Source organism: uncultured Campylobacter sp. (genome assembly GCF_937981295.1).
Lineage (GTDB): Bacteria > Campylobacterota > Campylobacteria > Campylobacterales > Campylobacteraceae > Campylobacter_B.
Window position 1 is genome coordinate 50,367 of record NZ_CALJPC010000071.1, and the last position, 25,296, is coordinate 75,662.

Annotated in this window: 27 protein-coding genes and 2 pseudogenes; 12 read left to right on the forward strand and 17 right to left on the reverse strand. The window is 49.1% G+C overall.

Annotation, left to right across the window (positions count from 1 at the left end; translation table 11 throughout):
* Nucleotides 1-3: 3 nt before the first annotated feature.
* From Q0135_RS06005 to Q0135_RS06085, 17 genes are all read right to left on the reverse strand, one after another.
* Nucleotides 4-1,422: a CHAD domain-containing protein gene (locus Q0135_RS06005; RefSeq protein ID WP_297989153.1), complete on the reverse strand. Its 1,419-nt coding sequence runs from the start codon at nucleotides 1,420-1,422 to the stop codon at nucleotides 4-6.
* Nucleotides 1,423-1,470: 48 nt separating this feature from the next.
* Nucleotides 1,471-1,881, reverse strand: a complete 411-nt coding sequence (locus tag Q0135_RS06010) for a Fur family transcriptional regulator (RefSeq protein WP_005869540.1) — start codon at nucleotides 1,879-1,881, stop codon at nucleotides 1,471-1,473.
* A 65-nt stretch (nucleotides 1,882-1,946) separates the two neighbouring features.
* Complete coding sequence (gene dxs / locus Q0135_RS06015; protein WP_297989156.1) at nucleotides 1,947-3,779, reverse strand: 1-deoxy-D-xylulose-5-phosphate synthase; 1,833 nt, start codon at nucleotides 3,777-3,779, stop codon at nucleotides 1,947-1,949.
* Entirely contained in the window at nucleotides 3,769-4,878 is a 1,110-nt protein-coding gene (hisC, locus tag Q0135_RS06020; protein ID WP_297989159.1) for a histidinol-phosphate transaminase, read from the reverse strand. The genes dxs and hisC overlap by 11 nt, the downstream gene beginning before the upstream one ends.
* Nucleotides 4,878-5,954: a prephenate dehydratase gene (gene pheA, locus Q0135_RS06025; RefSeq protein WP_297989161.1), complete on the reverse strand. Its 1,077-nt coding sequence runs from the start codon at nucleotides 5,952-5,954 to the stop codon at nucleotides 4,878-4,880. The genes hisC and pheA overlap by 1 nt, the downstream gene beginning before the upstream one ends.
* Complete coding sequence (locus tag Q0135_RS06030; RefSeq protein WP_297989163.1) at nucleotides 5,938-6,372, reverse strand: hypothetical protein; 435 nt, start codon at nucleotides 6,370-6,372, stop codon at nucleotides 5,938-5,940. The genes pheA and Q0135_RS06030 overlap by 17 nt, the downstream gene beginning before the upstream one ends.
* Entirely contained in the window at nucleotides 6,369-7,859 is a 1,491-nt protein-coding gene (gene lysA / locus Q0135_RS06035; RefSeq protein WP_297989165.1) for a diaminopimelate decarboxylase, read from the reverse strand. Before lysA ends, Q0135_RS06030 begins: the two co-directional genes overlap by 4 nt.
* A gap of 45 nt (nucleotides 7,860-7,904) precedes the next feature.
* Entirely contained in the window at nucleotides 7,905-8,951 is a 1,047-nt protein-coding gene (locus tag Q0135_RS06040) for an LptF/LptG family permease (RefSeq protein WP_297989167.1), read from the reverse strand.
* Complete coding sequence (pth, locus tag Q0135_RS06045; protein ID WP_297989169.1) at nucleotides 8,948-9,505, reverse strand: aminoacyl-tRNA hydrolase; 558 nt, start codon at nucleotides 9,503-9,505, stop codon at nucleotides 8,948-8,950. Before pth ends, Q0135_RS06040 begins: the two co-directional genes overlap by 4 nt.
* An 8-nt stretch (nucleotides 9,506-9,513) precedes the next feature.
* Nucleotides 9,514-10,050: a 50S ribosomal protein L25/general stress protein Ctc gene (locus Q0135_RS06050; protein WP_297989171.1), complete on the reverse strand. Its 537-nt coding sequence runs from the start codon at nucleotides 10,048-10,050 to the stop codon at nucleotides 9,514-9,516.
* A 248-nt stretch (nucleotides 10,051-10,298) separates the two neighbouring features.
* Nucleotides 10,299-11,516, reverse strand: coding sequence for a type IV pilus twitching motility protein PilT (locus tag Q0135_RS06055; RefSeq protein WP_177388521.1), 1,218 nt, complete (start codon nucleotides 11,514-11,516; stop codon nucleotides 10,299-10,301).
* A complete protein-coding gene (locus tag Q0135_RS06060; protein ID WP_297989173.1) occupies nucleotides 11,516-12,523 on the reverse strand; it encodes a transaldolase in 1,008 nt (335 codons plus the stop codon). The genes Q0135_RS06055 and Q0135_RS06060 overlap by 1 nt, the downstream gene beginning before the upstream one ends.
* Complete coding sequence (gene serB, locus Q0135_RS06065) at nucleotides 12,516-13,139, reverse strand: phosphoserine phosphatase SerB (RefSeq protein ID WP_297989174.1); 624 nt, start codon at nucleotides 13,137-13,139, stop codon at nucleotides 12,516-12,518. The genes Q0135_RS06060 and serB overlap by 8 nt, the downstream gene beginning before the upstream one ends.
* Nucleotides 13,140-13,170: 31 nt before the next feature.
* Nucleotides 13,171-13,905, reverse strand: a complete 735-nt coding sequence (locus Q0135_RS06070) for a metallophosphoesterase (protein ID WP_297989175.1) — start codon at nucleotides 13,903-13,905, stop codon at nucleotides 13,171-13,173.
* Nucleotides 13,906-13,948: 43 nt separating this feature from the next.
* Nucleotides 13,949-14,956: an N-acetyl-gamma-glutamyl-phosphate reductase gene (gene argC, locus Q0135_RS06075; protein WP_297989176.1), complete on the reverse strand. Its 1,008-nt coding sequence runs from the start codon at nucleotides 14,954-14,956 to the stop codon at nucleotides 13,949-13,951.
* A 1-nt stretch (nucleotide 14,957) separates the two neighbouring features.
* Entirely contained in the window at nucleotides 14,958-15,449 is a 492-nt protein-coding gene (greA, locus tag Q0135_RS06080; RefSeq protein WP_297989179.1) for a transcription elongation factor GreA, read from the reverse strand.
* 48 nt (nucleotides 15,450-15,497) lie between these two features.
* Nucleotides 15,498-16,685: a lipid-A-disaccharide synthase gene (locus Q0135_RS06085; RefSeq protein WP_297989182.1), complete on the reverse strand. Its 1,188-nt coding sequence runs from the start codon at nucleotides 16,683-16,685 to the stop codon at nucleotides 15,498-15,500.
* Nucleotides 16,686-16,753: 68 nt separating this feature from the next.
* Between Q0135_RS06085 and Q0135_RS06090 the strand changes: the two genes are divergently transcribed.
* The 12 genes and pseudogenes from Q0135_RS06090 to Q0135_RS06150 all read left to right on the forward strand — a co-directional run bounded on the left by Q0135_RS06090 (nucleotide 16,754) and on the right by Q0135_RS06150 (nucleotide 25,290).
* Nucleotides 16,754-17,254, forward strand: coding sequence for a hypothetical protein (locus tag Q0135_RS06090; RefSeq protein WP_297989184.1), 501 nt, complete (start codon nucleotides 16,754-16,756; stop codon nucleotides 17,252-17,254).
* 414 nt (nucleotides 17,255-17,668) lie between these two features.
* Entirely contained in the window at nucleotides 17,669-18,448 is a 780-nt protein-coding gene (gene surE / locus Q0135_RS06095) for a 5'/3'-nucleotidase SurE (protein WP_297989185.1), read from the forward strand.
* Complete coding sequence (locus Q0135_RS06100) at nucleotides 18,441-19,106, forward strand: ThiF family adenylyltransferase (RefSeq protein ID WP_297989186.1); 666 nt, start codon at nucleotides 18,441-18,443, stop codon at nucleotides 19,104-19,106. Before surE ends, Q0135_RS06100 begins: the two co-directional genes overlap by 8 nt.
* Nucleotides 19,107-19,322: 216 nt before the next feature.
* Nucleotides 19,323-19,646: a hypothetical protein gene (locus tag Q0135_RS06105; protein WP_297989188.1), complete on the forward strand. Its 324-nt coding sequence runs from the start codon at nucleotides 19,323-19,325 to the stop codon at nucleotides 19,644-19,646.
* A 143-nt stretch (nucleotides 19,647-19,789) separates the two neighbouring features.
* Nucleotides 19,790-20,287, forward strand: a complete 498-nt coding sequence (locus Q0135_RS06110) for a nitroreductase family protein (protein WP_297989191.1) — start codon at nucleotides 19,790-19,792, stop codon at nucleotides 20,285-20,287.
* Nucleotides 20,288-20,289: 2 nt separating this feature from the next.
* Nucleotides 20,290-21,142, forward strand: a pseudogene (modD, locus tag Q0135_RS11425) (ModD protein).
* Between the two features lie 115 nt (nucleotides 21,143-21,257).
* Nucleotides 21,258-21,959, forward strand: a complete 702-nt coding sequence (gene modA, locus Q0135_RS06125; protein ID WP_297989198.1) for a molybdate ABC transporter substrate-binding protein — start codon at nucleotides 21,258-21,260, stop codon at nucleotides 21,957-21,959.
* Nucleotides 21,956-22,625, forward strand: a pseudogene (locus tag Q0135_RS06130) (molybdate ABC transporter permease subunit). The gene modA and the pseudogene Q0135_RS06130 overlap by 4 nt, the downstream one beginning before the upstream one ends.
* A gap of 65 nt (nucleotides 22,626-22,690) precedes the next feature.
* Nucleotides 22,691-23,236, forward strand: coding sequence for a superoxide dismutase family protein (locus tag Q0135_RS06135; protein ID WP_297989201.1), 546 nt, complete (start codon nucleotides 22,691-22,693; stop codon nucleotides 23,234-23,236).
* A 70-nt stretch (nucleotides 23,237-23,306) separates the two neighbouring features.
* The gene (locus Q0135_RS06140) at nucleotides 23,307-23,510 is read left to right on the forward strand and encodes a hypothetical protein (protein WP_297989203.1); all 204 of its coding nucleotides are present in this window, start codon (nucleotides 23,307-23,309) and stop codon (nucleotides 23,508-23,510) included.
* Between the two features lie 117 nt (nucleotides 23,511-23,627).
* Complete coding sequence (locus tag Q0135_RS06145) at nucleotides 23,628-24,161, forward strand: DUF1104 domain-containing protein (protein WP_297989205.1); 534 nt, start codon at nucleotides 23,628-23,630, stop codon at nucleotides 24,159-24,161.
* Nucleotides 24,162-24,627: 466 nt separating this feature from the next.
* On the forward strand, nucleotides 24,628-25,290 hold the full coding sequence (locus Q0135_RS06150; protein WP_297989207.1) for a response regulator transcription factor: 663 nt from the start codon (nucleotides 24,628-24,630) through the stop codon (nucleotides 25,288-25,290).
* Nucleotides 25,291-25,296 lie beyond the last annotated feature (6 nt).

Below are 25,296 nucleotides of genomic sequence, written 5' to 3' on the forward strand. Positions count from 1 at the left end.
TCCTTATTCGTATGCTTTGATTTTGCGCAGCGATTTTTTCAGAGCGCGCAAAAGAGCCTCTTTTTCATTTAAAATTTTTTCCTCCAGCTCGGCGCGGCGGTCGTTTAAGCGGGCGTCCAGAGCCAGCAAATATGCAAACGCAACGCCGCTTTTATCGCTTGCTTTTTGATAGATCGCGATGAAATTTTGCCACACGCTGATATCTTGCAGCGCGCCGAAATCCTCGCAGACGGCCTTGGTGCGTTTAAACAGCTCCCTGACGCAGCCCTCATCAAAGCTTCTTACAAAAATTTCAAGCGCGTATCGCAGCCTCTTTAGCCCTATACGCGCGTCGTGAAATGCCTGTAGCGATGAACTTTGCTTTAAATTTTTTAGCTCCGCGCGCAAGCTTTTAATCAGCTTGCAGAGGCGGGCGGAGGCGAACTTTTTTGAAATTTTTTTATATTCGCTGCGCGCGTAGATGCCGTCCGCGCCGCTTAAAAAGCCGCTAATAGCGCCGTTTAAATCTGCAAATTCCGCGCTAGAAAGAAATTCTAAAATTTTATCCTCCGAGCGCTTTGCGATAAGATTTAGCTGCTGCAAAAAGCTCGCAGGCGCGTCGTCGGCCTTCAAAAACTCAGCAAAAACGTGAAGGTCTCGCAGCTGATTGGTGCGGCTCATAAATCCTGCGAGCAGTTTTAAAATTTCGCCCCTTTTTTCCGCCTCGAAAAGCGGCGCAGATAGCTTCAAAACCGCTCTAAATTTACGAATCTGCACGCGCAGCTCGTGAAGAGCTTCGGGGGCGAGGTTTTTTTGATACTCGCTTTTTGCGGCGCACGCCCTCGTCCACGCTAACTCAAGCGCCAGGCGCGCGAGCTTAACGCTGTCCGCATAGGGCGGAGCGAAAAATTTAACTCGGCTAAATTTTTCAAAAACGCTGCGGGCGTGCGCGAAATCAAGCGAGCGCGGCGGGATGCCGTAGCGCGCCAGATAGCGGCTTTTGTAGCGGTAATCGTCTGTGATCTCGCAAAAATCGGTACTGCCGAAGGTTTTTACAAAATCAAAATTTGCGCTTGCCGCCTCGCTTTGAAATTTTGCTCGTAAAATCGCGAGCGTGCTTAACTCGCCGCCGTAAAGCTCTAACCAAAACTCCGCCTCGTCGTTAGCAAAGCCGTAGCGGTTCTTTTGCACGACGCGAGCGACCCTGCTTTTTAAAGCCTCTTTGAAATCATCTTTTGAAATTTTAAAATTTAGAGTTTGTCTGTCGAGATCCTCTTTTTTGTGATGCAAAGAGCACTCGTCGTTTTGGCGGATGTAGTAAATTTCAGGGTAGAACGAAGTATAAAACCAAGCGACTTTTACCTTGCGACATTTCAGCCCTGCACGCTCTAGCGTCTGCAGAATCGAATCGTCGCTCAATAAAAATTTACGCTTAGTTTGCATACCCGCTCCAAAAATAAAGTGGGTAATAATAGCAGAAAATTCTTTAAACTATCTACACTTTTCGCAGTCTTCGACCGTAGCCGTGATATTTAGCTTGCGGATGAAATTGCCAGCTTTGCGTTCGATGTTTTTCAAAACGTCCTTATTAAAGGCATCATCCATGAAAAGATCCGTGACGTTGCCGCATTTTTCGCATACGACGTGGATGTGCGGCATCTGATAAATGTCGTAGCGACTCTTTTTATTCGGCGCATTGACCTCGACTACGACCCCTTCGTCGAGCAGGGTGTTTAAATTTTTATAAACCGTCGCCAGCGAAATGGATGGATAGTCCTCTTTGATCCCCTCGTATAGGTCATCTATGCTTGGATGTTCGTGGCGATCGAGCACCTTTAGGATGCACAATCTTTGAGGAGTTGCTTTCAAACCGCAAGTTTTGAGTAGTTCTACGTGGCTCATTTTTGTCCTTCAAAAAATTTTAAAGCGATATTATCAAATTTTACTTTAAACAAAGTTGATATTAACTAATACTTTTTATCACTTAATATTCGCTCGGTTAGAGTTTGGATATCCAAGCCCAAGCTACGCTCCACGTCGGCGGTCTTGCCGTGCGGTAAAAAGATATCAGCAAATTCGAAGCTCACGATCTTTACGTCCGAAATTTCATTTTCTTGCAAAAATGCGCTTAAAATTTCACCGATGCCGCCTTTTTTAGCATTGTCGCTAAAGACGTACCAAATTTTATCCTTGCGAGCTAAATTTTGCAAAAACTCGCCGTCTAAAGGCTTTGCAAAGACTAGATCCACGACGTCCACCTCCATCTGCCCTTCTAGCGCCGCAGCCGTTTTATACGCCCTACCTGCGCCGTTTCCGTAGCCGATGAGAGCTACGTGCGCGCTATCGCTGCGCTTTAAAAACACTGATTTTGCAAGTTCTACCGCAGGCACGCCGGTCTCGTCGCAGTCCAAGATAAAGCTTCCGCGCGGATAGCGGATCGCCAAAACCCCCTCATGCGCGTAGGAGTACTCAATGATTCGTTTAAAGCTCGCCTCGTCCCGCGGCGCGCACATACTGACGTTTGGGATCGCATTTAAGAAGCTCACGTCAAAGACCCCCTCGTGCGTCTCGCCGTCCTCGCCCACGATGCCCGCGCGATCCATCGCAAGGACTAAGCTTAAGTTCATAATCGCCGCGTCGTGGACGATCTGATCGAACGCGCGCTGCATGAAGGTCGAATATATCGTAACGTACGGCTTAAAACCTTCGCGCGCCATCGCAGCCATCGAGCTTAGCGCGTGAGGTTCGGCGATCGCTACATCCCAGAAGCGGTGGGGAAATTTCTCGATCAGTTTATCCATACCCGTGCCGCTTGGCATCGCGGCGGTCACGCCCACGACGTTTTCATGTTTGGCGGCCAAATTTAAAAGCGCTTCGGCATAAATTTGCGTGGCACTTTTGGCGGCGGATTTTTTCTTAAATTCTCCGCTTTGAATGTCGAAAGGCCCTACGCCGTGCCAGCTCTCCAAATATCCCTCGGCCTTGTCATAGCCCTTGCCCTTGATCGTTTGAGCGTGCACGACGACGGGCTTGCGCGCGCTTTTTGCCGTCTTTAGCGCCGATATGAGATCGGCTAGGTTGTGGCCGTCGACAGGGCCTATGTATTCGAGCCCCAGCTCCTCAAAATACATCCCAGGGATAATGAGCTTTAAGGAATTTTCAAAGCGCTTTGCCATGTATGTAGCACTTTGCGGGGCGTGCGAGAGCAGCTCTCTTACGTGGGATTTAAATTTTTGATATGTCTCGCCCGCCATCGCTTGGCTTAGGTATTTGCTAAAGGCGCCGATCGGCTTGCTGATGCTCATTTTATTATCGTTTAGGATGATGATGCAGGGCAGGCGCAGATCGCCGAGCTCATTCATCGCCTCATAAGTCATGCCGCCGCTCATCGAGCCGTCGCCGATTAAGACCACGGGAATTCTATCCTCGCCTTTGAGCTTGATAGCCTTTGCCGCGCCTACGGCTAAAGAGATCGACGTCGAGGCATGCCCCGCCACGAAGTAGTCAAATTTGCTCTCGCTAGGCTTCGTGTAGCCGCTGATGCCGCCGAACTGCCTAAGCGAGCCGAACTCCTCCCAGCGGTCCGTTAGAAGCTTGTGTGCGTAGCTTTGGTGGCTTACGTCGAAGATAAACGGATCGCTCGCGGCGTCGAATACGTAGTGCATCGCCACGATGAGCTCGACTGCGCCCATGTTTGAGCTTAGATGGCCGCCGTTTTTACTCACGACTTCGATGATGCGCGCTCTGATCTGCGTGCAAAGCTCTCGTAGCTCCTCTAGGCTTTTATTTTTAATATCCACTCAAAATCTCTCCCAAAGCGCCCAAGACGCGATCGTTTTGCTCAGGCATGCCGATCGTGATACGCACGGCGTTTAGCCCGTAGCTTTTTAAATTTCGAATTATGATGCCGCGGCGCAGAAGCTGCTCGCAAAGCTCGCTGCTATCTATCGGCGGGCTAAGTTTGAACGTGATGAAATTTGCGTAGCTAGGGCTAAATTCTAAATTTTGCTCTCGCGCAAAATCCTCGAAGCGGCTCATCTGCGCGGCGTTGTTTTGCAGGCTCTTTTGCACGAAAGCCTCGTCTTTTAGCGCCGCAATCGCCGCTGCGAGGCTAAGCGTTGTGATATTAAAAGGCGGGCGCAGCTTATAAAGCGCGCTTATGATTACGCGCGGCGCGATACCGTAGCCTACGCGCATACCGCCCAGGCCGTAGACCTTTGAGAAGGTACCTAGATAGAGCACGTTTTTAAAATTTTGAATTAAAAATTTCGGATCAAGCTTTTTGCGTTCATCTTTAAACGCCGCAAATTCGTTGTACGCAGCATCTATCACCAAAAGCGTATCCTCATCCACGCTACGAGCGAACTCATACACAGCCTCCGCATCCAAGCATTCGCCCAGCGGGTTATTCGGCACGCATAAAAAGATGACCGAAATTTCATCTCTGTGCGCGTCGTAAATTTTTAAAAGTTCAGCCAGATCATGCTCCTGCGCGTTCGTTTTGTAAACTTTAGCCTCGCAGTGGCTTGCGTAGATGCCGTACATCGCGAAAGTGACGCCCGCTTGCAGTATGGCGCGGCGCGAATTGAGCTTGGCGTGCAGCGCAAACTCGATGATCTGATCGCTACCCGCGCCGATGATGATATTTTGCGGCTCTACGCCGAATTTCGAGGCGAGCGCCCCCTTTAGCTCATACATCGAATCATCAGGGTAAAGATGCGCGCGTGCCGCGTTTTGCGCGATCGCCTCCTGCACCGCCTCGCTCGTACCGAAGGGATTTTCGTTGCTGGCAAGCTTTAGCACGTCCTGCTTGCGGATACCAAACTCCCGCACCACAAGCTCGATCGGCTTGCCCACTTCGTAATTGCTTAGATTTTCTACAAATTCGTTAAATTTCATCACTCCCCTCCGTTTATATAGCTTCCCAGCCAGGTGACTTCGTGGCCGTTTTTCTGCGCGTTTTGCAGCACGCGCGCCACGCGTTCGTCGTCGATATGTCCCTCAAAATCGACATAAAAGACGCATTTAAAATCCTTAAGCTTAACAGGGCGGCTTTCTAATTTGGTTAAATTTATCCCCTCGTTGCGAAACATCTGCAAAAAGTCCACGAGCCCGCCCGGGCGGTCGTCGGTTTTGGCTAGGATGCTCGTTTTGTTGCGGTCGCTCTTTTGGTTTTTAAAGTCGCTCAGCACGAAAAAGCGCGTGCGGTTGGCGGAGTTGTCCTCGATCTTTTGAAACATCATCGGCACGCCGTAAAGATCAGCGGCGATCTTGGAGCAGATCGCGGCGGAGTGCGGCGTGGCAGCTGCCATCTGCGCCGCAAGCGCAGTCGATTTGGTCGCGGTAAATTTAACGCCGCTAAGGCCGTGATCGTCTAAAAATTTAAGGCACTGATTGTATCCCTGCGGATGCGAGAATATCTGCTCCACCGTGCTTACGTCGTCGCAGTGGCTCGCAAAGCAGTGGTGGATATCCATATAAATTTCGGCGACGATCTTGACGCCTTCGTATTTTCGTAAGCAATCAAGCGTCGCTCCCACCGCGCCTTCGGTGTTGTTTTCGATCGGCACGACGCCGTATTTGGCCTCACCGCTATCAAGCTCCTTAAAGACTGCTTCGATGTTTGAGAGCGGCAGATAGGAGCTTACCGCGCCGAAGCGGCTCTTGGCGGCTTGGTGCGAATAGGTGCCGAAAGGTCCTAAAAACGCGACGATCTGCGGCTTTTCTAAATTTCGCGAAACCGAAAAAATTTCAAAAAATATCGCCTCGATCGCCTCTTTGCTTAAATTTCGCGCCTTTCCGCCGTCCAACCTGCTGATGATCGAGCGTTCGCGCTCCGGGCGGTAGATCGCGCTGCCCGCGGTCTGCTTCAGCTCGCCGATCTTTTTGACAAACCCCATGCGCTCGTCGATAAGGCGCAAAATTTCATCATCCAGCCTGTCGATACAAACGCGCAGATCATCGATGTTTTGCATCACAACCCTCCTTTTGTTCGCCCCTAAATTTCGGTTTTAAAAATTTCACGCCGCCACTCTTGCCGCAGGCTTTGAAATTCTTACCGCGCGAACTTAAAATTTCATCGCTTGCAATTACTGCGCCGCAACTTCCGCACACTAAGAAGGCGTGATAAAATTCGTCGCAGCGGGATCTGAAATTTAAAGAGCCGAGATTAAAATTTAAAGCGGGGCTTTGTTTTGCCGTAAAATTTAGAGGCGCATTTTGTTCGGATTTGAAATTTAAAGCGGCGGCGCGTTCAGGCTCGGAATTTAAAGCGACGGTGCGTTTAAAATTTAAGACCGTGCTTGCTACTGCGTTAAAATTTAAAGCCGCTGCGCGTTCGGATTTGAAATTTAAGATTGCGCCCTGTTTTGGACGGCTCGCCGCGCGGATCATACGAGATCCTTTTCGAGCGCGATTAGATCATCAAAGCTCTCGCGCTTTCTAATCAGGCGGTCCTGCCCGTCGTAAACCGCGATCTCGGCGGCGCGACAGCGGGTGTTGTAGTTGCTCGACATCGAAAAGCCGTAGGCGCCGGCGCTTTTGATCGCGAGCAGATCGCCGCTTTGTAGGCTAGGCAGGCTAACGCCTTTGGCCAAAAAATCGCCGCTTTCGCATATCGGGCCCACGACGTCGCAGAGGCTTAAGCTCTCTGCAGAGCTTTGCGGCGCAGAATTATCCACGGCGGAGCTTAGATTAGAGGAATTCTGTGGCGCGAAATTTCCTTGCAAGCTTTGTGAAACGCCGTTTTGCGGCGTAGAATTTTGCGGTGCGAAATCCTCTGAAGCGGACTTAGCCTCGATGCCGAAAGCTTTGCTATGCGTGGAATTCTGCGCCGTGAAATTCTCGGCTAAATCTTGCGTAATGCCGCTTTGCTGAGAGGAATTTCGTGCCGTAGAATTCTCGGTGTCGTTTTGGCTCGCGCAGCTTTCGCAGGCGAGATTCTGCTCGCTTACAAGCTCGATTTTATGGTGCGCGCCGTAGAGGCTCGGGCGTATGAGATCGTTCATCGCGCCGTCAACGATGACGAAGCGCTTGCCGCAGTTTTGTTTTTCGTAAAGCACGCGGGTAAGAAATACCCCCGCAGCTCCCGTGATGAAGCGCCCCGGCTCGCACACTATCGTGACATCTAGACCGCTTAGGCTGCGCAAAATCCCCTGCGCGTAGTCGTAGAGCACGATCTGTTTTTCATCCTCGTAGCGGATGCCGATGCCGCCGCCCACGTCGAAAAATTTTATATCGATCTCAAGGGCTCGCAGCTCGCGCAACAGATCGCTTACGATCTTTGCCGCGTCGCAGATCGGAGAAATGTCCGTAAGCTGGCTGCCGATGTGAAAGTGGATGCCGACGGGATTTAAAAATTTGCTCTTTTTGGCATAAATATACATCTTGCGCGCAGTCTCGATACTAACGCCGAATTTGTTCTCATTTAGCCCCGTGGAGATGTAGGGGTGGGTCTTAGCATCGACGTTCGGATTTACGCGGATGCTGATGCGAGCGGGCTTATTTAGCTTTTGCGCGATCTGCTCGAGGCGCAGCATCTCGGCTTCGCTTTCTAAATTTATCAGCAAGATGTCCGACTTTAGCGCAAACTCGAGCTCGTTATCTTGCTTGCCGACGCCAGAGAATATGATCTTATAGCTCTTTGCGCCGATATATAGCGCGCGGCGCAGCTCGCCGATGCTGACGCAGTCAAAGCCGCTGCCCAGATCCGATAGAAATTTTAAAATGCTTAAATTCGAGCTTGCTTTAATCGCGAAGCAGACGAGCGACTTGCGCGCTGCGAAGGCCTCTTTGAGCGCTATGAAATTCTTTTGTATCTCGTTAAAATCGTAAACGTATAAAGGGGTGCCGTATTTGCGGGCTAAGCTTGAATAATCCATAGAATTTCCACCGATAAATTTTGCGCCATTCTAACAAATCAAGGCTTAACGATGCTTAAAAACTAAAAATGCCGCAAAGCCTAATAGCGCTGTTATGGGCACGATAATGCCAAGTTCTGGGATGATGACGCCGTTGAGAGAAAACCTAATTAACACGAAAAGCACGCCCCAAGCGCACAGCGTAGCGATAAAAAATCCAAAGCTTAGTAGCGCGAGATTAAAAAATCGTCCCGTAACGGGCAGGTAGTAATACAGCACCAATACTGCCAAAGGCGCAAACAATGGAAAAAATATCATATTATAAAGGCTTGCTTTTATAGTGGAGATATTTACGCCTTGATGCGAAAAGGTGCGGATCGAACGCAAAGCATCCCTGATCGAATATACATTACTCGTATCATAAACGCTTGCAATTGAGCTTGGATCAAAGCCCTTAAGCGCCTCGCTCTGCGCGCTAAGCTTACTTTTTAATCCACTTCCTCCAAGTTTAAGCTGCGCTGGTAAAGTAGTAGTATTTACATCGCGCAGATGCCAAATTTTACCTGCGTATTCGCCAGAGCTTGCATGCGAGCGTGAAGCAACGGAGTTATCACCCACATCAAAGATCGTTATATCATTTGCGTTTTTGCCGTTTAGAGCTTTGATGTAGATATATTTACCCTTAAATTTCAAAAACATATCTCCCCCCGTAGGCGATAAATCGGTTAAATTCTTTTGAAATTTTAATGCGTATGCGAACGAGGTGGAATTTAAAGATATAAAGCCCGCGGTGATAAAAAGCGCGATCAAAAACGGCGGCACGATCAGGGCGTTTTTACTCACTCCAAGCGCGTAGAAGCTCACCAGCTCGTTGCTACGGATCATATTAAAGCCCATCAAAATAAGCGCAAAAATAAGACTTAGCGGTAGCGTGTAGCTAAGCGCGACTGCGGCTGTTAGGGCGATATATAAAAGAGCAGTATTTGCGCTTGAAGGAAAATCTTTGAGATTAGTAAGCACATCGATGCCTACATAAAAGCACTCAAGGGCTATTAGCAGGATAAAAAAATACTTCAGATAGGAAAGAGCCGCGTATTTTACGTATAACTTCACACCCTAGCCTTTTTAATCGTAAATTTTTGCGCGATCTGCTCTATATCCGAGCAAATGAGCTCCTCTACCGCGCGCGCGACGTAGGGTAAAATTTCACTCAGCTTCTCGCGCTCGCTTTCGTTAAAATTTCCGAGCACGAAATTTGCCGCATCCTGCCCCTGCTGTTTTTTACCCACGCCGATACGCACGCGCTCGTAATCCGCACCGATTAGCGCATCGATCGATTTGATGCCGTTGTGCCCACCACTACTGCCGCCTTTTTTAAATTTAACGGCGCCCAGATCCAAATCTATATCGTCGTGCACCACAATGATGCGCTCGGGCTTGTAAAAATCATTCACCGCCTTTACGGAGTTGCCGCTTAAGTTCATAAAAGTTTGGGGTTTTAAAAGAAGCAGCGAGCCCTTTTTAAAAAGCTCGCCTTGGAATTTAGACGAGCCGAGCTCGCTAAAGCCGCCCGTCTTTAAAATTTCGTCGATTAGCATAAATCCGACGTTGTGTCTAGTGTCTGCGTATTTCCGAGCAGGATTCCCAAGTCCTGCGATCAGTATCATAGGCGCCCCTATTTAGCCGAAGTAACTCCGACTACCGCTACCGAGCCGTCTAGGATGATGCTGACGCCCTCTTTTACCGGAATGTCTCGGATCAAAAGCGAATCACCTACGTCAAGATCGCTCACATCGAGCGTAAAATCGTTTGGTAGATCTTTGCCGGCGCATTTTACTGCGATACGGCGCTTGGATTGCACCAAAATACCTTTGTTTTTTAAGCCTTTGGCGATGCCCGTTACCTTAACCGGCACTAGATATTTGCTTACCACGTCGTCTTGAACTACGCGTAAATCTACGTGAGTTAGGGTGTTTGTGACGGGGTGCTTTTGGTATTCTTGCACTATAACGCGATATGTCTTACCGCCCACGCTAACCTCGAAAGGAAGATCTTCTTTTGCGCGCATAGCTTTGATAAAGTCGTTTACTTTAAACGCTGCGTTAATATTTTCAAATCCTTTCGCATAAATATTAGCGATTAGATAACCATCTCGTTTTAGGGATTTTGAAGCCCTTTTACCGATACTATCTCTAACGATACCTTCTAACATTAGGTTTCCTTTGTGAAAAAATGAAGCGTGATAATAGCTAAATGTTGCTTTAAATCTATTTAAGCGCCACGATGAAATTTAGAAGTAAAGCCGCACGGAATTTAGCCGATTAAAATTTACGCTAAATCCTGCAAGTCACGGCATATTTGTACACAATGGGACAGACGAATAGAATTCTGCCTGCGCGGCGGCAGGCAGAATTATTTAAAATTTTAAGTTGCAAAATTTAGAATTTTAAAATTTACGACTTAGCGGATCTCTTTTAGCTGTACGACTTCGCCGGCGAGCATCTCCTCGGCGCTCTCTCCGGATTCTGCCGCCAAATCCCTTTTTTTGGCAAGATCGACGTTTTTTATCTGCAGGTCGAGGTCGTTTCGCTTAGAGGCCTTATCCAGCGCCTCCTCACGGGTAATGATACCATCTCTGTAAAGATCGAGCAGGTGCTGATCGAAGGTCTGCATGCCGTAGGTGTTGCGACCATCGGCGATCGCGTCTGGAATTTCATCGTCACGCGCATCAAGTATCATATCCTTAATACGCGTGTTTTTGCGCAAAATTTCAACGACGGCCACGCGCTTGCCCTCGATAGTACGGGCAAGACGCTGAGAGATGACCGCCTCTAGGACGGATGCAAGCGTCATTCGGATACGCTCCTGCTCAGCCTGCTCAAACATCGCGATAATGCGGTTTACCGTCTCTTTTGCGTCGATGGTGTGCACCGTCGAAAACACGAGGTGACCCGTCTCTGCGGCGTGAAGTGCGGTCTCGATCGTCTCCAAATCGCGCATCTCGCCAACGAATATAACGTCCGGATCCTCTCTCAGCGCGGCGCGAAGCGAATCAGCGAAGTTGTTGCAGTCCTCGCCAATAGCGCGCTGATTGATGATGCATTTATCGTCTTTAAATACGAACTCCACGGGGTCTTCAATCGTAACGACGTGGCTGGTTCTTTGTCTATTTATGCGATTTATCATGCTTGCTATCGTGGTCGTCTTTCCGCTTCCCGTAGGCCCCGTAAGTAGCACGACGCCGCGCATAGCCGTGTCGCAAATGTCTTTGATCGAAGGCGGTAGACCTAGATCGTCGATCTCAGGAATTTTAACCGGGATCGTTCGGAAAACCGCGCTGATACCGTCGATTTGAAAGAAAATATTAACGCGGAAGCGATAATCTTCGTTTAGCTTGTAGGTAAAATCCACGCTCTTTTTCTCGATAAGCTCAGGAAAGCGCGTGATGAGAAGCTCCTTAGCTAGCGTCATCGCGTCTTCTTTCAAAAATGGCGTTTTGCTAAATTTTACCAGCTCGCCGTGGATGCGCCCTCTGATGACCGCGCCCGATTTTATATGAAGGTCGCTACCGCCATTTTGGATCAAAAATTCCAGATATTTATTTAGCCTATCTCGCTGCTTAAAATCCAGCGTAGAAGCGTCAACTTGATACTGCGAATAATCTATAGAACCCGCCATCATTTCTCCTTTTTAAGTGTTTTTATTATCTCTTTAAATGCTTCTTCAAAAGCTACCAGACCATCATCCAGCAGCTTTTTATACGCCTTTTTCATATCGATTTTTGCCTCCGTTACGCGAGCGAAAAATTCCTCTATCTGCGCTTCGCTAGGTGGCATTTTGGGTTTTTGATTGCCACTTACAAAAGCCTCTATGGTCTCAAGCGGCGCGGTGTTTACGCAGCCCGGATACATCAGCTCGCTGACGTAGTAGTCCTTCGGCAGATCATTTCCTTTTACGCCTGTGCTCGCAAACAGCGGCTTTACGTAGTTTAAATTTTCTTTAGCGATGATATTGTAACATTTTGAAGCGTTCATCGTGCCGATTTTGCCGGTAGGAAGGCCCGCCGCGACCATTTTTTCATCCAGTAACCTATCGAAACGGCTAACGAAGATGCTAATTACGGTTTTTGGTAAATTTGCCTTAGGGAAATAACGGCGAAAGCCCGCGATACCCTCTTTTATCGCCTCGATACATTTTGCGGTCTGCTCCGGCGAAAAAACCAAGGTCGCGTTTACGCTAATCCCCTTTTTTAGCAGATCGCGCATCGCTTCGTAGCCCGCCTTGGTCGCAGGGATTTTTATCATAACGTTTGGCATGCCGATCGTGCTATATAGGTGCTTGCCCTCGCGATACATCGCCTCGGCGTCGTCTGCAAAGCACGGATCAACCTCGATGCTCACAAAGCCGTCATCGCCGTTGATAAAATTTTTAAGCAGGCTCTCTGCCGCGCTTCTGATGTCCGCGGTGGCTAAAATTTCATACAGCTTTTTAGGCTCTTTTTTTCTAAATTCCTCTTTGGCTGCATCGTATGCGGAGGAGCTTAGGATCGCATTTTTAAAGATCGTGGGATTGGAGGTAGCGCCGTTAATTATCCCTTTTTTGATCAGCTCGTCGAAATCTTTATCGATAAAATCGCGCTCCAAAAAGTCGCACCAAAGGCTGAAATTTAGGGCTTTATCATACATATTTCATAATCTCCTTCAAATCCTTTTTTTCAATGCAGACGCTCGCGTGCTCTTTTAAAATTTCATTCGCGCAAAAGGCGATTTTAAGTCCCGCCTCGCGAAACATCGAAACGTCGTTCGCGCCATCTCCCACGCACATTACCTCGCTTGCGCTTAGGCCCATCAGCGATTTAAGCTGCGCGAGCAGCGCCCCTTTTGAGTATCCAAACATCATCTCGCCGCCGAAAAGCCCGGTTAAAATTCCGTTTTTTTCATGCAGATAGTTCGCAAAGCTCGCATCAAAGCCCAGTTTTTTCTGCGCGACGTCCGTGGCTAGATGAAATCCGCCGCTAAAGACGATCACTTTTATGCCTTTATTTTTCAGATACGCGATGATCTCGCTAGCGCCGCAAACAAAAGGCAGGCTTTCTGCGATAGCTTTGGCATCGCTAAGCTTCATCCCCTTTATAAGTGCCACTCGCTCGCTAAGGCTCTCGAAAAAATCAAGCTCGCCCGCCATCGCGCGCTTCGTAATTTCGCTAACTTGTCGCTGCGTGCCCATTTTAGCGGCGAAAAAACCTATCGTCTCGCCGTCCATCAGCGTAGAATCAAAGTCGAAAACACAAAGCTTTATCATAAATATCCTCGCAAAAATTTAGGAATTATAGCTAATTTAAGTTTAAGTTTTTTGGAATTAGCATAAATTTTTCGCTTTTTGCGACCTCGTAAATTTTGCTCCTAACCCCGAACGAGCATAAATTTATATATTTTTTTTCGCCAAAATATAAAATTTCATCTTGATGATAATGCCCCTCGATGATCAAATTTGCCGCGTAAAAATCGATCTTCGGCGCGATTATATCCTTAAAATTTGGCATTTTTTTGTATAGATTTTTCCCTTCTTGCGATTTTAAGATTACTTTTGAAATTTTAAATTTTAAAGCGCGATCGAGCAGGTCCATAAATTTCAGAAAAGCTCTGTTTCGCAGCGAAAGCAGCGCAAACTGCATTAGACGCGGCAAAAACAGATCGCCGTGCGCGATCTGTACCGCCTCGTCGCTCTCGTAGATAAATTTAACGGGTTGCGCGCCGTTTGGATAAACTTTTGCGCGGGGAAAAATTTCGCGCAGATTAAAATCGTGGTTGCCCTCGAAGTAAAAAATTTCGCATTTTTGCGACAGCTCGTTTATTAGCGCGATCTCCTCTTTGTAGAAGCGCTGCACGTAGGTCGTGTTTGCCAAAAAATCAAACATATCGCCCATCATAAAAATTTGGGGTGGCGGCGTAGGCTCAGCCTTCAGTGCGCGCAGAAATTTCAAAAATTGCGGTCTGCTCGCGCCCGCGTGCGCATCGCCGATAAAGATCGCGCCCGGTTTTATCGCCTGAATTTGATTATTTTGCATCTAGGCTCCCGCGCGTAACGGCTTTTGCGAAAAAGTTCATTGCTTAAATTCCGTGCGCGATACGCGGCAGTGCCGTAGCTTCGGCGAAACCGCACATTAAATTTGCGTTTGCGACCGCCTGCGACGATGCTCCGCGCAAAAGATTATCGATCGCCGAGTTGATCCAAATTTTATCGCCCGCAGTTTTTACAAAAATATCGCAAAAGTGCGTTCCTGCGACGTTTTTTATACTCACGGGCTCGCTACGGACGCGCACGAAAGGCTCGTTTTCGTAAAATTCCCGCAGCACCGCCTCTGCGTCCACGCTCTTTTGCAGCACGCCAAACGCGCTAACCAGCATTCCGCGCGTAATCGGCAGCAAATTCGGCACGAAAAGCGTGCTAAATCCGCCGCCTCTTAAAATTTGCAGCTGCTCCTTGATCTCGTCTGCGTGGCGATGCGAGATCGGCGAGTAGGCGCCCGCGTTTTCGTTTACGCTTACGAAATGGCTGCTTGCTTTAAGAGCCTTACCTGCGCCGCTTACTCCGCTTTTTGCGTCGATAAATACGCCGGTATCCGGATCGAGCAGCCGCACGAACGGCGCGAGCGCCAAAATAGAGCAGGTGGGATAGCAGCCAGGATTTGCCGTAAGCCGCGCGGTGCGGATCTTTTCGCGATTTAGCTCGGGCAGTCCGTAAACGGCGTGGGCTAAATTACGAGGGTCTAAATGAGCGGTGTAGTTTTTCTCGTAAAGCTCGCGGCTTAGGCGGTAATCAGCCGATAGATCAACTACCTTGACGTTTTTAAATTTTAAAATTTCACGGGCAAATTCCATCGCTTTTCCATGCGGCAGCGCCAAGAAAATAAGATCGCATCTTTGTGCCGCAACGCGAGCGTCCGCAGCTTCTACGCACATCTCAAACACGCCGCGAAGCTGTGGGAAAATTTCGCTTATCTCGCCCTGCGTCGAAGCTCCTAAATACGAAATTTCAAAGCCCGGGTGGGAAAGTAGAATTTTAATCAGCTCAAGCCCCGTATAGCCACTAACGCCGATGATGCCTACTTTTTTCACGCTAATTCTCAAATTTAATCGGCTTGTATTCGACGCTTAGAATTTCCACATCGCGTGTGCCTGATGGTAGCTGAAGCACCACCTCATCGCCCTCGGCTTTGCCTAAAAGCTGGCGCGCAAGCGGCGTGTTTATATTGATGAGCTTGCGCGAGATGTCCGCCTCGCTAAGTCCTACGATCGTGTAAACCTCCTCCCGCTCGGTCTCCACGTCCATAAAGGTAACGGTGGAGCCGAATTTTACGTGGTCGTGCTCGTAGGTGGAGGGATCGATGATTTTTGAGCGAGAGACGATGTCGCTAAGCTCGGCGATACGCGATAGCAAAAAAGCCTGCTCTTCGCGCGCTGCGTGGTACTCGGCGTTTTCTTTCAGATCGCCGTGTCCGCGCGCGATGTCGATCTGCTGCACGATGTGAGGCAGCTTCACGCTCTGAAGCTCTTTGAGCTCGGAGGTGATCTTTTCATATCCGTAAAGCGTCATTGGTTCGGTCGTCATAATCTTCCTTTCTTTTTATCAAATTATATAAGCTTTAGCCTTAAAATTTTAGCTCGCAGGCTGCGTTAAAATTTTTGCCACGTTTTCGCTGGAGCCGAATTTCAGATAATCTCGCAGCTTTTCGCTCGCAAGTTTAAATTTCGCGGCGTCGCAGCGCTCGTATGCGGCGAGTAGGTTTTGCGCGCTTACTTCGGATTGCAAAAGCTCCTCATGTAGCGGCTCCTCGCCCAAAAAATCAAAAATAATATTCGCAAGCCCCACGTGCTTTAGCTTTACGAGCTTTCGCGCGAGCCAAACGTCAAACGCGCGAGCCTTGTAGCACAGCACGAACGGAGTGCCGATGAGCGCCGCCTCAAGCGTCGCCGTACCCGAGCAGATGAAGGCAAAATCGCAATCCTTAAGCGTGGCGGGAGTATCGTTTGCGATGCTAAAGCCGCCCAGAGGCCCGTAAATTTCATCTCTTTGATCCATCAGATGCGGCGGGATTATTAAGACTCGCTCGCTATTTTCAAATTTAGGCACAAGGGCTCTAAAAATCGGCATCAGTCTTGAAATTTCAGCCCTGCGCGAGCCCGGCATAAAGGCGATCTTGCCCTGCTTTTCGTAGCTTGTTTTTTGGAATTTTATCTCATCAAGCAGCGGATGTCCCACGAAAGAGTATTTTGCGGTTTTAGCGCTTTGGCTGCTTTGGTGCGCGGCATCCTCTTTCGGCGCAGCGTCTTTATCTTTTGTTTCTTGTAGCGCCGCGTCTTTGCTCTCCGCTTCTTGCGACACGGCACTTTTATCTCCCTTGTAATCCGTGCCGAAAAATTTCGCCTCAAAAGGCCAGATGGAGAGCAGATTGTCGCAAAACGCCTTCAGCTTCTCCGCTCTGTGTGGCTTCCATGCCCAAACCTGCGGCAGGATATAATATGAAATTTCCGCGCGCGCGCTGCTTTCTTTGATCGCGCGGGCAAGCGGCAGATTAAACGCGGGCGAGTCGATCAAAAGCACGCGATCGCACTCCGCCGTAAGCCGCGTCATCTGCGCCATCGCGCGCTTGGCTTTTAAAATCAGCGGCAGAATTTCAACAAAGCCCATCGCCGAAAACTCGCTGCTTTTGTATATCGGCGAACCCAGCTTTTCATCGAAAATTCCGCAAATCTCGCAAGCGGGATCGAGTTTTTTAAGATGCGCTAGAACCTCTTTAAAATGCAGATTCGCCGAGGGTTCTAGGCAAGAAATTAAATATTTCAAATTTAGCCTTTTAAATTTTTGTTAATTATAGCAAAATGTGCTAAAATTAAGCCGACAAAGGATTTAAGATGAGAAATTTTAAAATTTTAGCGCTATGCGGCGCGTTCGTGATGTTGCTAGGCGGTTGCGGCGCGGCTAAATACCAAAAGCGTCAAGTCACCGAGGATCCCGCAGTAACGGCGCGTTTTGAGGCGCTTAGTAAGCTAGGCTCGCCCGCACTCGTCGCTAAAGCCGCAGCTAGCGAGATCGCAGCAGACGTAGGCGGCGCCAAGCCCCACGTTAAGGTCGCGCAGTTTGCCTTCCTCGAAGAAATTAGCGCACAAGGAAGCGATCTGATCTATGCCTACTCGCTAAGCCCTGGCTGGGCGAGCCTGAAAAGCTCCGATCGGCAAAAATATCTCAAATTGCTAGCCAAGGATATTACCGAAAATGACTGCAACGCACCTAGTACGCGAGCTTTATTGCGAAGCGGAGTGCGCGAAGTGCACCGATTTTTCTACGATTATCCAAGCTCGCATCTACTTGATTCGCAAGTAAGTGAGGAGATATGCCGTAAAGCGGAGTTGTAGAATATCTCGCATAATTTTATGCCGCGGATTTACATCGGCGCGAAAGCGAAATTTTATGGTGTAAAATCTGTGATAATTTAAAAGGCGAAATTTTGTGGCGAGTTGCGGAGTGCGGTCGCAAAATTTAATTTAAGGAATTTCGAAAACGAAATTTAGGCGATGAAATTGCGTGGCAGGCTATAAAATTTGCAGCGAAAAAAGATAAAATTTCGTAGCAAAAAGACGGAATTTTTCTATGAATTTTGTAATCTAAGTTCGTGATGGAATTTTTGCGAAAAAATTTGGCACGATGAAATTTTACGCCGCGCAAGCTAAGTAGCAATTTTTGCATAGTAAAGAATTGAGCGTTAGAATTTTTGCAGATAGAATTCCGCCCCGATAGGTCTGTCGTGAAATTTTAGCTAAAGAGAGAATATGAAAGAAATTTTAATCACCAATGACGACGGATTCGAAGCGCGCGGTCTTTTAGAGCTCGCAAGCGCGCTAAGATCGGTCGCAAACGTCACCATCGTAGCGCCGAGCTCGGAAAAATCGGCATGCTCGCACTCGCTCACGCTCACGCGCCCGCTTAGATTTGTAAAGCTCGATGACGGATTTTTTAAACTCGACGACGCTACGCCCGCAGACTGCGTGTATTTGGCGCTCCGCGCGCTGTATAACCGAAAGCCCGATCTCGTGGTAAGCGGCATAAATCACGGCGCCAACGTCGCGGAGGACGTGACCTATTCGGGCACTTGCGGAGGCGCGATGGAGGGGGTTTTGCAAGGCATTCCCGCGCTTGCGGTGAGCCAGTTTTACGTCGCGGACTCGCTGCAGCGGTACGGATTTGATCTTGCATGCGAGCTCGCGGTGGAGCTGGTTGAAAAAATCTTTAAAAACGGCTTTCCTCTGCCGCTGAAGCAGTTTTTAAATTTAAACGTTCCTGCCGTCTCAAAGCAAGATTTTAAGGGGCTTTCGGTTGCTGCGTGCGGCGAGAAGCTCTACGATACCGACGCGCAGCTAAACCGCAATCCGCGTGGAATTGAGTATTATTGGCTCGGCAAATCTACGCTCAGTTTTGATGCAAGCAAAAACGAAAATAGCGACATTTCGGTACTTTTTGAGGGGCGGGCGACGTTAAGTCCGATCAAGCTAAATTTGACCGCGCACGAGCAGATGAGCGCGCTAGAAAGGTGGATGAAAAACGATGAGTGAGGTCGTAGTAGACCGCTTTTCGCGCTCGCGCCTGCTTTTCGGCGAGGATTTTGCAAGGCTTCAAAGCGCTAAAATTTTAATCTGCGGCTGCGGCGGCGTGGGTGGAGCGGCGATAGAGGCGCTGTACCGCAGCGGCGCGGTAAATCTAAGCGTGATCGATTGCGATCGCTTCGAGATAACCAACCAAAATCGCCAGCTTGGAAGCGAGTGCCTAGGCGAGCTAAAATGCGAGGTTTTCGCGCGCAAATTTAAAGGCGTGAGCTCGATCGCCGCTAGGATCGGCGAGGAATTTTTGTCGGAATTTGATCTGGCAAAATTTGATTTCGTAATCGACGCTATCGATGACGTGGGCGCTAAGATCGCTCTTGCGCTGCGCTGCAGTGAGGCTGGCGTAGGGTTTGTAAGCTCGATGGGCGGCGCAAAGAGGCTCGATCCCGCTAGGACCGAAATCCGCTCAATCTGGCAGACGCAAGGCGATCCGCTCGCGCGCAAGATCAGATATGAGCTGCGAAAGCGCGGCTTTGCGGGCGATTTTGACGTCGTCTGCTCTAGCGAGCCGCCGCGCGTCAAATCGATGGGCAGCTTCATGGGCGTGACTGCGAGCTTCGGGCTTTTCATCGCAAGCTACGTCGTGCGCAGGCTGATAGGCGATCGATAAATTTAAACGCTTAAAATTTCATATCGTTTCGGCGCACGGCTCCGCCTGATCGTGTTTTGCGGTTAAATTTTAGATATTTTGAACTTTGGATCCGAGCGCGCTCTGCGTGCGGTACGGCGCGGCAAGTGCTTTGCGGACGCGCGCGCGGTTAAAATTCAAAAGCGGCGAAAGCGGAATTTTACCAGACGACGAAGATAAAATTTGCTCGGCGCGAAAGTGAAATTTCGTTCGCCACGAAGGATAAAATTTTATCCGCAAAGATCGGCGCTCACGCGCGAGATGAAATTTAAGGACCGCGCGAGCTACACGCACATGCCGATGTATACGGCGCGCAGTTTTAACAAGCCAGATAGCGGTCTAGGATTAAAATTTAAATACGCGGGTCGCGAACTTGCTCGTGAGCGAAATTTAAGCAAGCCAAGTTTACGCAAATGTTCTTTGCGGCGGATTTTCGCAGCAGCGCGATTTGAAATTTTATCGCAGTTGCGCGCGCTTTTTGATGCAAAAAGAGGCGCACCCAGGCAAGCAAAACTAAATTAGCGCGCATCGGCCACCACGTAGCGCCTAAATAGCGTAAAGTGTAAGCGAGGCTCAAGCAAACGCAGCGGCAAGCTTACTTCTAAATTCCATTTTTTACCGCTCGCAAAAAGCGGAATTTAGAAATTTAATTTAAAGGAGCAGCGATGAATGAAATTTTTACACGCACGAGCGTGCGAAACTTTACCGAGAAAATGCCGAGCGACGATCAGATTGAGCTCGTGCTAAAAGCCGCGATGCAAGCCCCTAGCGCGGGCAACCAGCGCTCATGGGAGTTTTACGTAGTGCGCGACCGCACCGCGCTTACGCTACTTAGCAGCGTCGGCACCTACGGCGGCTGCACGAAAGATGCGCCGCTTGCAATCGTAGTTTGCACGCGCAAAAGCGGCTTAAAATTCCAGCCCTACGCTCGCTACGACTGCGCTTGTGCGGCAGAAAATCTCTGGCTGGCGGCGCACCATTTGGGGCTTGGCACCACGTGGCTGGGCGTAGCGCCCGATATTTACGCGATGGAGCGCGTAAGAGAAATTTTGGATCTGCCTGGGCATTTAGAGGCGTTTTGCATTATGCCTTTGGGCTTTCCGTCTCGCGTCACAAAGGCGCATTCACGTTTTGAGCCCGCTAAAATTCACTTCGTAGACTAGATATGTTTATTTCACAGAGTAAAATCGACGATCTAATCGCTAGCGACGGCGCGTTTTTGGACCTTACGACCGAGCTTTTACGCGGCTGCACGGATTTAAATGCGCCCGCGCGGCTTTCGATCGTAACGAGACAGGATCTGATCTTTAGCGGCGGGCAGATTGCGCGCGAGGTAGCGGCGCGCTTTGGTTGCGAGACGCAGCATCTAGCGCGCGGGGGAAGCGCATTTTGCGCGGGGGATGAAATTTTTAGCGCGCAGGGGAGCTTCGAGAGCCTGCATAAAGCCTGGAAGATCGTTCAGATCGTGTTTGAGTACTCCTGCAAAATTTCAACCTACGCGCACGAGATGGTTGCGCTGATGCGAGAGGCTAATCCGCGCTGCATGCTGGGTGCGACACGCAAGAGCTTTCCTTTTGCGAAGGAGCTTTGCGTAAATGCGCTGATCGCGGGCGGTGGAACGATGCACCGCCTGGGGCTGCACGACAGCGTCCTGTTTTTTTTCAAATCACATTCGCGCGTTTGCGAGCTTTGGCGAGTTTTGCGCGCAGATTGCTAAATTTAAAGAGCGCGCGCCTGAGCGAAAGATCATGATCGAAGTGGCGAGCGAGGGCGAATTTAGTGAGCTCTTAAAATACGCGCCTGATGCGATAATGTGCGATAAGATGAACCCGAGCGAGCTTAGAGCCTGCGTTTTGAAGCGAGATGAGACGGCGCCGCAGATTAAAATTTGCGCTGCAGGAGGCATAAATAAAAATAACTGCGCCGAGTTTGCAGCTACCGGCGCGGACGTGCTCGTAAGCTCGGCGGTTTGGAATCAGGGCGTGTGCGATCTAGGCGGAAAGATAGAATTTATCTAAATATTAAATTTTAAATTTTAAGGCACAAAAGTCTAAAAAAGGGCATAAAAACGCGATTTATTAATAAATAAGAGTATATTTTGTAGAATTCTTAAAATTTCAAAAAAGGATTTTCATGAAAAAAATTGCTTTTATTTTAGCGCTTGCGGCAAGCGTCTCGTTTTGCGCGGATCAGCTGATCATCGCGGCCGGCGGCGGATACAAAAAGCCCGTCTCGGCCGTGATCGAAAATTTGAAAAAAGAGGGCATGGACGTGGCGGGATCGTTTGCCAACCTCGGCCAGCTCGTCATTCAATCGCGCAAGAATAAAATTTCATTCATCGTGGGCGACGAGGCGTTTTTGAAAAAAAGCGATCTAAATATCACTAAATTTGAACGCGTCGGGCGCGGCACGCTCGTTTTAGTAACGCCGAAAAATATCAAAATAAACGATGTCTCAGAGATCGCAAAATTCGATAAGATCGCAATGCCCGATCCTAAAAAGGCGATTTACGGTATCAGAACGAACGAGTTTTTGCAAAACGCCAAGATGGACGGAGTAAAAGATAAAATTTTAGCCGTCGCGGGCGTGCCGCAGGTAGTCGCTTACGTCATCAACGGCGAGGTGCAGGCGGGCTTTATCAACAGCACCGAAGCGGTCGCCAAAAAAGATGAGTTCGGCTCGATCATCTACATCGACGAGAGCCTCTACAGCCCCGCATACATCGGCATCGCGAGGCTTAGCGCGTGCGGTGATGAAGCGCTTTGCGAAAAGGTGATGAAGGAATTTCAATCGGACCGCTCAAAAGAGATTTTTTCAAAATTCGGCCTTAAATGAGCGACATAGCTTGGATCACACATCCTCTGATACTAAGCGCCAAAGCCCTATTTTTGCAGTTTTTTGCTGCTGATTTCAATAGGGCTGGCAATTGCGTATTTTTTAGCTTTCAGCAAAGCTAAATTTAAAAAAATCGTCGAAATTTTAGTGATTTTTCCACTCATCTTCCCGCCGATCGCGACGGGATTTTTGCTTCTTTACATCTTCGGAAAGAGCGGATTTATCGGCTCTGCGTTGAATTTAGACATCGTTTTTAACTTTTCTTCATTGGTAATCGCCGCATTTTTGGTGGGGCTGCCGCTGTTTGTAAAGCCCGTGTGTGCGAGCTTTGAGCTCTTTCCTAAAAGTCTAATCGAAGCCGCGCAAATTTTGGGCAAAAACAGAGCTCAAATTTTCCTCTTCGTAATCCTTCCAAGCTCGCTTAAAACGCTCGGCTCCGCGCTTATTTTAGCGCTCTCGCGCGGGCTTGGCGAAGTGGGTATCACGCTGATGCTGGGCGGAAACATCGTGGGCAAAACCGACACGCTAGGCCTTGCGATCATGGGCGCCGTGTATGACGGAGAAAACGAGCGGGCGCTGATTTTAAGCGTTTTGCTCGTGATTTTCAGCTTGATTTTATTCTTCGCGATAAGTCTTTTAGATAAAAAGCGAAATTTGTCTAATTGAAAAAAATTATTTTTAAGTATTTTTTTGATAGAATTGCAAACGCATTTCATTTTAAAGGATTTATCATGAAGAAATTTCTAATTTCATCAATTTTAGTCGCAAGCGCCTTGATCGCTCACGAGCACGGCGATATGCAAAATTTCGACCCTAAGTCTGGCAAGCACCTCGTCATCAATATGGAGCAGCTGGGCGAGAAGGGCAACGTGAGCGTCGGTGAGGTCGTAGCGGTCGAGACGAACTACGGCGTGGCATTTTTCCCAAATTTAAAGGGTCTTGCTAGCGGCGTGCACGGCTTTCACGTGCATCAAAACGCCGACTGCGGCGCGACCGAGAAGGGTCTAGGCATGAAAGCGGGCGGCCACTGGGATCCGAGCGACACCAAAAAGCACTCGTTTGCTTGGGACGATAGCGGTCACAAGGGCGATCTGCCTGCGCTTTTTGTCGATGCCGAGGGCAATGCGGTCTATCCGGTGCTAGCTCCGAAGATCAAGAGCCTAGATGAGCTAAAGGGCCACTCGCTAATGGTTCACGTCGGCGGCGATAACCACAGCGACCATCCGAAGCCGCTTGGCGGCGGCGGCGCTAGAATGGTCTGCGGCGTCATAAAATAAGCTTCTTCGCGGATGAAATTTAATTATCCGCAATCTCTAAATTTAGCAGCCCTGCGGTTAAATTTACGCGATGAAATTTCGCCGTCCGCAGCGCCGAGATACGCCCGCTCTGCCGTTAAATTTACGCACGGCGGGCTTTGATACAACTTATGCAGCGCGAAATTTTATGCTAAATTTACGCGCTGCGCAGCACCCTCTCCTGCTTAAAATTTTAAAATTTAACTCCGTTTGCGCTCATTACGCCCTGTTTTTGCCGCAGCGCAAAATTTTCTAAATTTAAATCAAAGTTCTAAATTTACGGCGCCGAGCTATTTTGGCGGCGTGAGCTTCATTTAACTTTTTCTTCACGACTTTTTTCTACAATCACGCTAACTTTCACAAAGGAGAGAGAATGAAAAAGATTGTTTTAGCAAGTGTTTTAGTCGCGGGCGTGCTGTTCGCCGCAGATTTTAGCTCAAGCAGCCCCGAGCAGATCAATGCCTCGATCGCCGGCGCGGACGCCAAGAGCTTAAGCGAAGCGGCGTTTGAGATCGACAAGCGCGCAGGCGAGCTAAGAGCGCAGGCAAGGGATCTTAAGCGCGGATTTAAGATGGAGTTTAAAAAGAAGCTGGACGCTATGAGCGTCGAGGATCGCGAGAAATTCCTGGACGAGTTTAGAAAAAACTATAACGCTCAGGCGGGCAAGCTAAGCGTCGAGCAGGCGGATAGGCTTGATATCGAGCTTAAAGACCGCGGCAATTTCGGCAAATTTAAAAGGCCTGCTTGCGGGTTCGGTCCGCACAGATCGCATATGGCCCCCGGTGAGTGCGGCCATATGCCGCCTAGAGGGATGGGTGACGGCGCGGGTCCGGCAATGCCGCCAAGAGGCGATATGCCGTGCAATCAAAATGCTGGCGCCGCTCCGTGTCCTATGACGCAGCAATAGCTGCCCGCGCGCAAGCTACGTAGTTCCGCGCAGCACTTGCGCGGAATTTCGTTTTATCGAAACACGGCGCGAGAATTTTAGCTTGAAATTTATGCGGCGTAGCGCCGATGAAATTTCGCAAAATTTTATCGGCACAGGCGAGGTTTTTGAAATTCTGCGCCGTAAAATTTTATGTTGCGGAATTTAGAATTTTGTAGCGGCGGAATTTTAAAGCCCAATGTTTTGCCCGTAAATTTTAAAATTCCGCGGCGTGAAAATTTTATATCGTAAAATTTTAGTTTCTTGTGCTGCGCCGCGCGAATAATACTAGGCGAGCGATCTTACAAGCCTAAATTTAGTAAGCATACTTTTGAGCTAAGACGCGCCGTTTTCGCTGCGATAAAATCTGCCGTGAAATTTCGCAATTAAATTTTACGTGGAATTTCACAGAGTATAATTTCAAAAATTCTACGCAAGGAGGCGAGCTATGGCAAGGGTTTTGATCGTCGAGGACGAGGGGATGCTGCTAGATATGATGTGCACCTATATGCGCGGCGCGGGGCACGAGGTAAGCGGCAGTAAAAGCTACGACGAGGCGCTCTCTTTAGCGTACGAAAAGAGCTTCGATCTGTGGATCTTCGACGTCAAAATCATCGGCGGCAACGGCTTTGCGCTACTTCGCGAGCTGCGCGAGGCGGGGCGTGGAGCACCGTGCATTTTCACGACGTCGCTAAATACTCTGCAAGACGTCGAAAGTGGCTTTAAAAGCGGCTGCGACGACTACCTCAAAAAGCCTTTCGAGCTAAAAGAGCTGGCTCTGCGCGCAGATAATCTACTAAAGCGCACCTTCGTCCACAACGCCGCCCTGCGCGAAAATATCGGCGGAAGCTTTAGCTTCGATATGGCTCAGCGCGCGCTTTATCACAACGGAAGAGCCGTGCCGATGCCTCAAAAGCAGGCGCGGCTTCTTGCTCTGCTTCTGAAAAACCGCGATAAATTCCTTAGTAAAGATGAAATTTTCGCCGCGCTGTGGGACTACGACGAGAGCCCGAGCGAGCTTAGCCTGCGCGTTTATATCGCGGAGCTGCGAAAAATTTTGGGCAAGGATCGCATCATAAACGCTTCCAAGCTTGGCTACAAATATCTCTAGGAGCGC

What these genes read in the sequence shown, in the direction of transcription:
- Q0135_RS06005 (WP_297989153.1), bottom strand. Translation starts at nt 1,422, where the DNA reads ATGCAAACTAAGCGTAAATTTTTATTGAGCGACGATTCGATTCTGCAG.
- Q0135_RS06010 (WP_005869540.1), bottom strand. Translation starts at nt 1,881, where the DNA reads ATGAGCCACGTAGAACTACTCAAAACTTGCGGTTTGAAAGCAACTCCT.
- hisC (WP_297989159.1), bottom strand. Translation starts at nt 4,878, where the DNA reads ATGAAATTTAACGAATTTGTAGAAAATCTAAGCAATTACGAAGTGGGC.
- pheA (WP_297989161.1), bottom strand. Translation starts at nt 5,954, where the DNA reads ATGCAAAACATCGATGATCTGCGCGTTTGTATCGACAGGCTGGATGAT.
- Q0135_RS06030 (WP_297989163.1), bottom strand. Translation starts at nt 6,372, where the DNA reads ATGATCCGCGCGGCGAGCCGTCCAAAACAGGGCGCAATCTTAAATTTC.
- lysA (WP_297989165.1), bottom strand. Translation starts at nt 7,859, where the DNA reads ATGGATTATTCAAGCTTAGCCCGCAAATACGGCACCCCTTTATACGTT.
- pth (WP_297989169.1), bottom strand. Translation starts at nt 9,505, where the DNA reads ATGATACTGATCGCAGGACTTGGGAATCCTGCTCGGAAATACGCAGAC.
- Q0135_RS06050 (WP_297989171.1), bottom strand. Translation starts at nt 10,050, where the DNA reads ATGTTAGAAGGTATCGTTAGAGATAGTATCGGTAAAAGGGCTTCAAAA.
- Q0135_RS06055 (WP_177388521.1), bottom strand. Translation starts at nt 11,516, where the DNA reads ATGGCGGGTTCTATAGATTATTCGCAGTATCAAGTTGACGCTTCTACG.
- Q0135_RS06060 (WP_297989173.1), bottom strand. Translation starts at nt 12,523, where the DNA reads ATGTATGATAAAGCCCTAAATTTCAGCCTTTGGTGCGACTTTTTGGAG.
- serB (WP_297989174.1), bottom strand. Translation starts at nt 13,139, where the DNA reads ATGATAAAGCTTTGTGTTTTCGACTTTGATTCTACGCTGATGGACGGC.
- Q0135_RS06070 (WP_297989175.1), bottom strand. Translation starts at nt 13,905, where the DNA reads ATGCAAAATAATCAAATTCAGGCGATAAAACCGGGCGCGATCTTTATC.
- greA (WP_297989179.1), bottom strand. Translation starts at nt 15,449, where the DNA reads ATGACGACCGAACCAATGACGCTTTACGGATATGAAAAGATCACCTCC.
- Q0135_RS06090 (WP_297989184.1), top strand. Translation starts at nt 16,754, where the DNA reads ATGAGAAATTTTAAAATTTTAGCGCTATGCGGCGCGTTCGTGATGTTG.
- surE (WP_297989185.1), top strand. Translation starts at nt 17,669, where the DNA reads ATGAAAGAAATTTTAATCACCAATGACGACGGATTCGAAGCGCGCGGT.
- Q0135_RS06100 (WP_297989186.1), top strand. Translation starts at nt 18,441, where the DNA reads ATGAGTGAGGTCGTAGTAGACCGCTTTTCGCGCTCGCGCCTGCTTTTC.
- Q0135_RS06110 (WP_297989191.1), top strand. Translation starts at nt 19,790, where the DNA reads ATGAATGAAATTTTTACACGCACGAGCGTGCGAAACTTTACCGAGAAA.
- modA (WP_297989198.1), top strand. Translation starts at nt 21,258, where the DNA reads ATGAAAAAAATTGCTTTTATTTTAGCGCTTGCGGCAAGCGTCTCGTTT.
- Q0135_RS06135 (WP_297989201.1), top strand. Translation starts at nt 22,691, where the DNA reads ATGAAGAAATTTCTAATTTCATCAATTTTAGTCGCAAGCGCCTTGATC.
- Q0135_RS06140 (WP_297989203.1), top strand. Translation starts at nt 23,307, where the DNA reads ATGAAATTTCGCCGTCCGCAGCGCCGAGATACGCCCGCTCTGCCGTTA.
- Q0135_RS06145 (WP_297989205.1), top strand. Translation starts at nt 23,628, where the DNA reads ATGAAAAAGATTGTTTTAGCAAGTGTTTTAGTCGCGGGCGTGCTGTTC.
- Q0135_RS06150 (WP_297989207.1), top strand. Translation starts at nt 24,628, where the DNA reads ATGGCAAGGGTTTTGATCGTCGAGGACGAGGGGATGCTGCTAGATATG.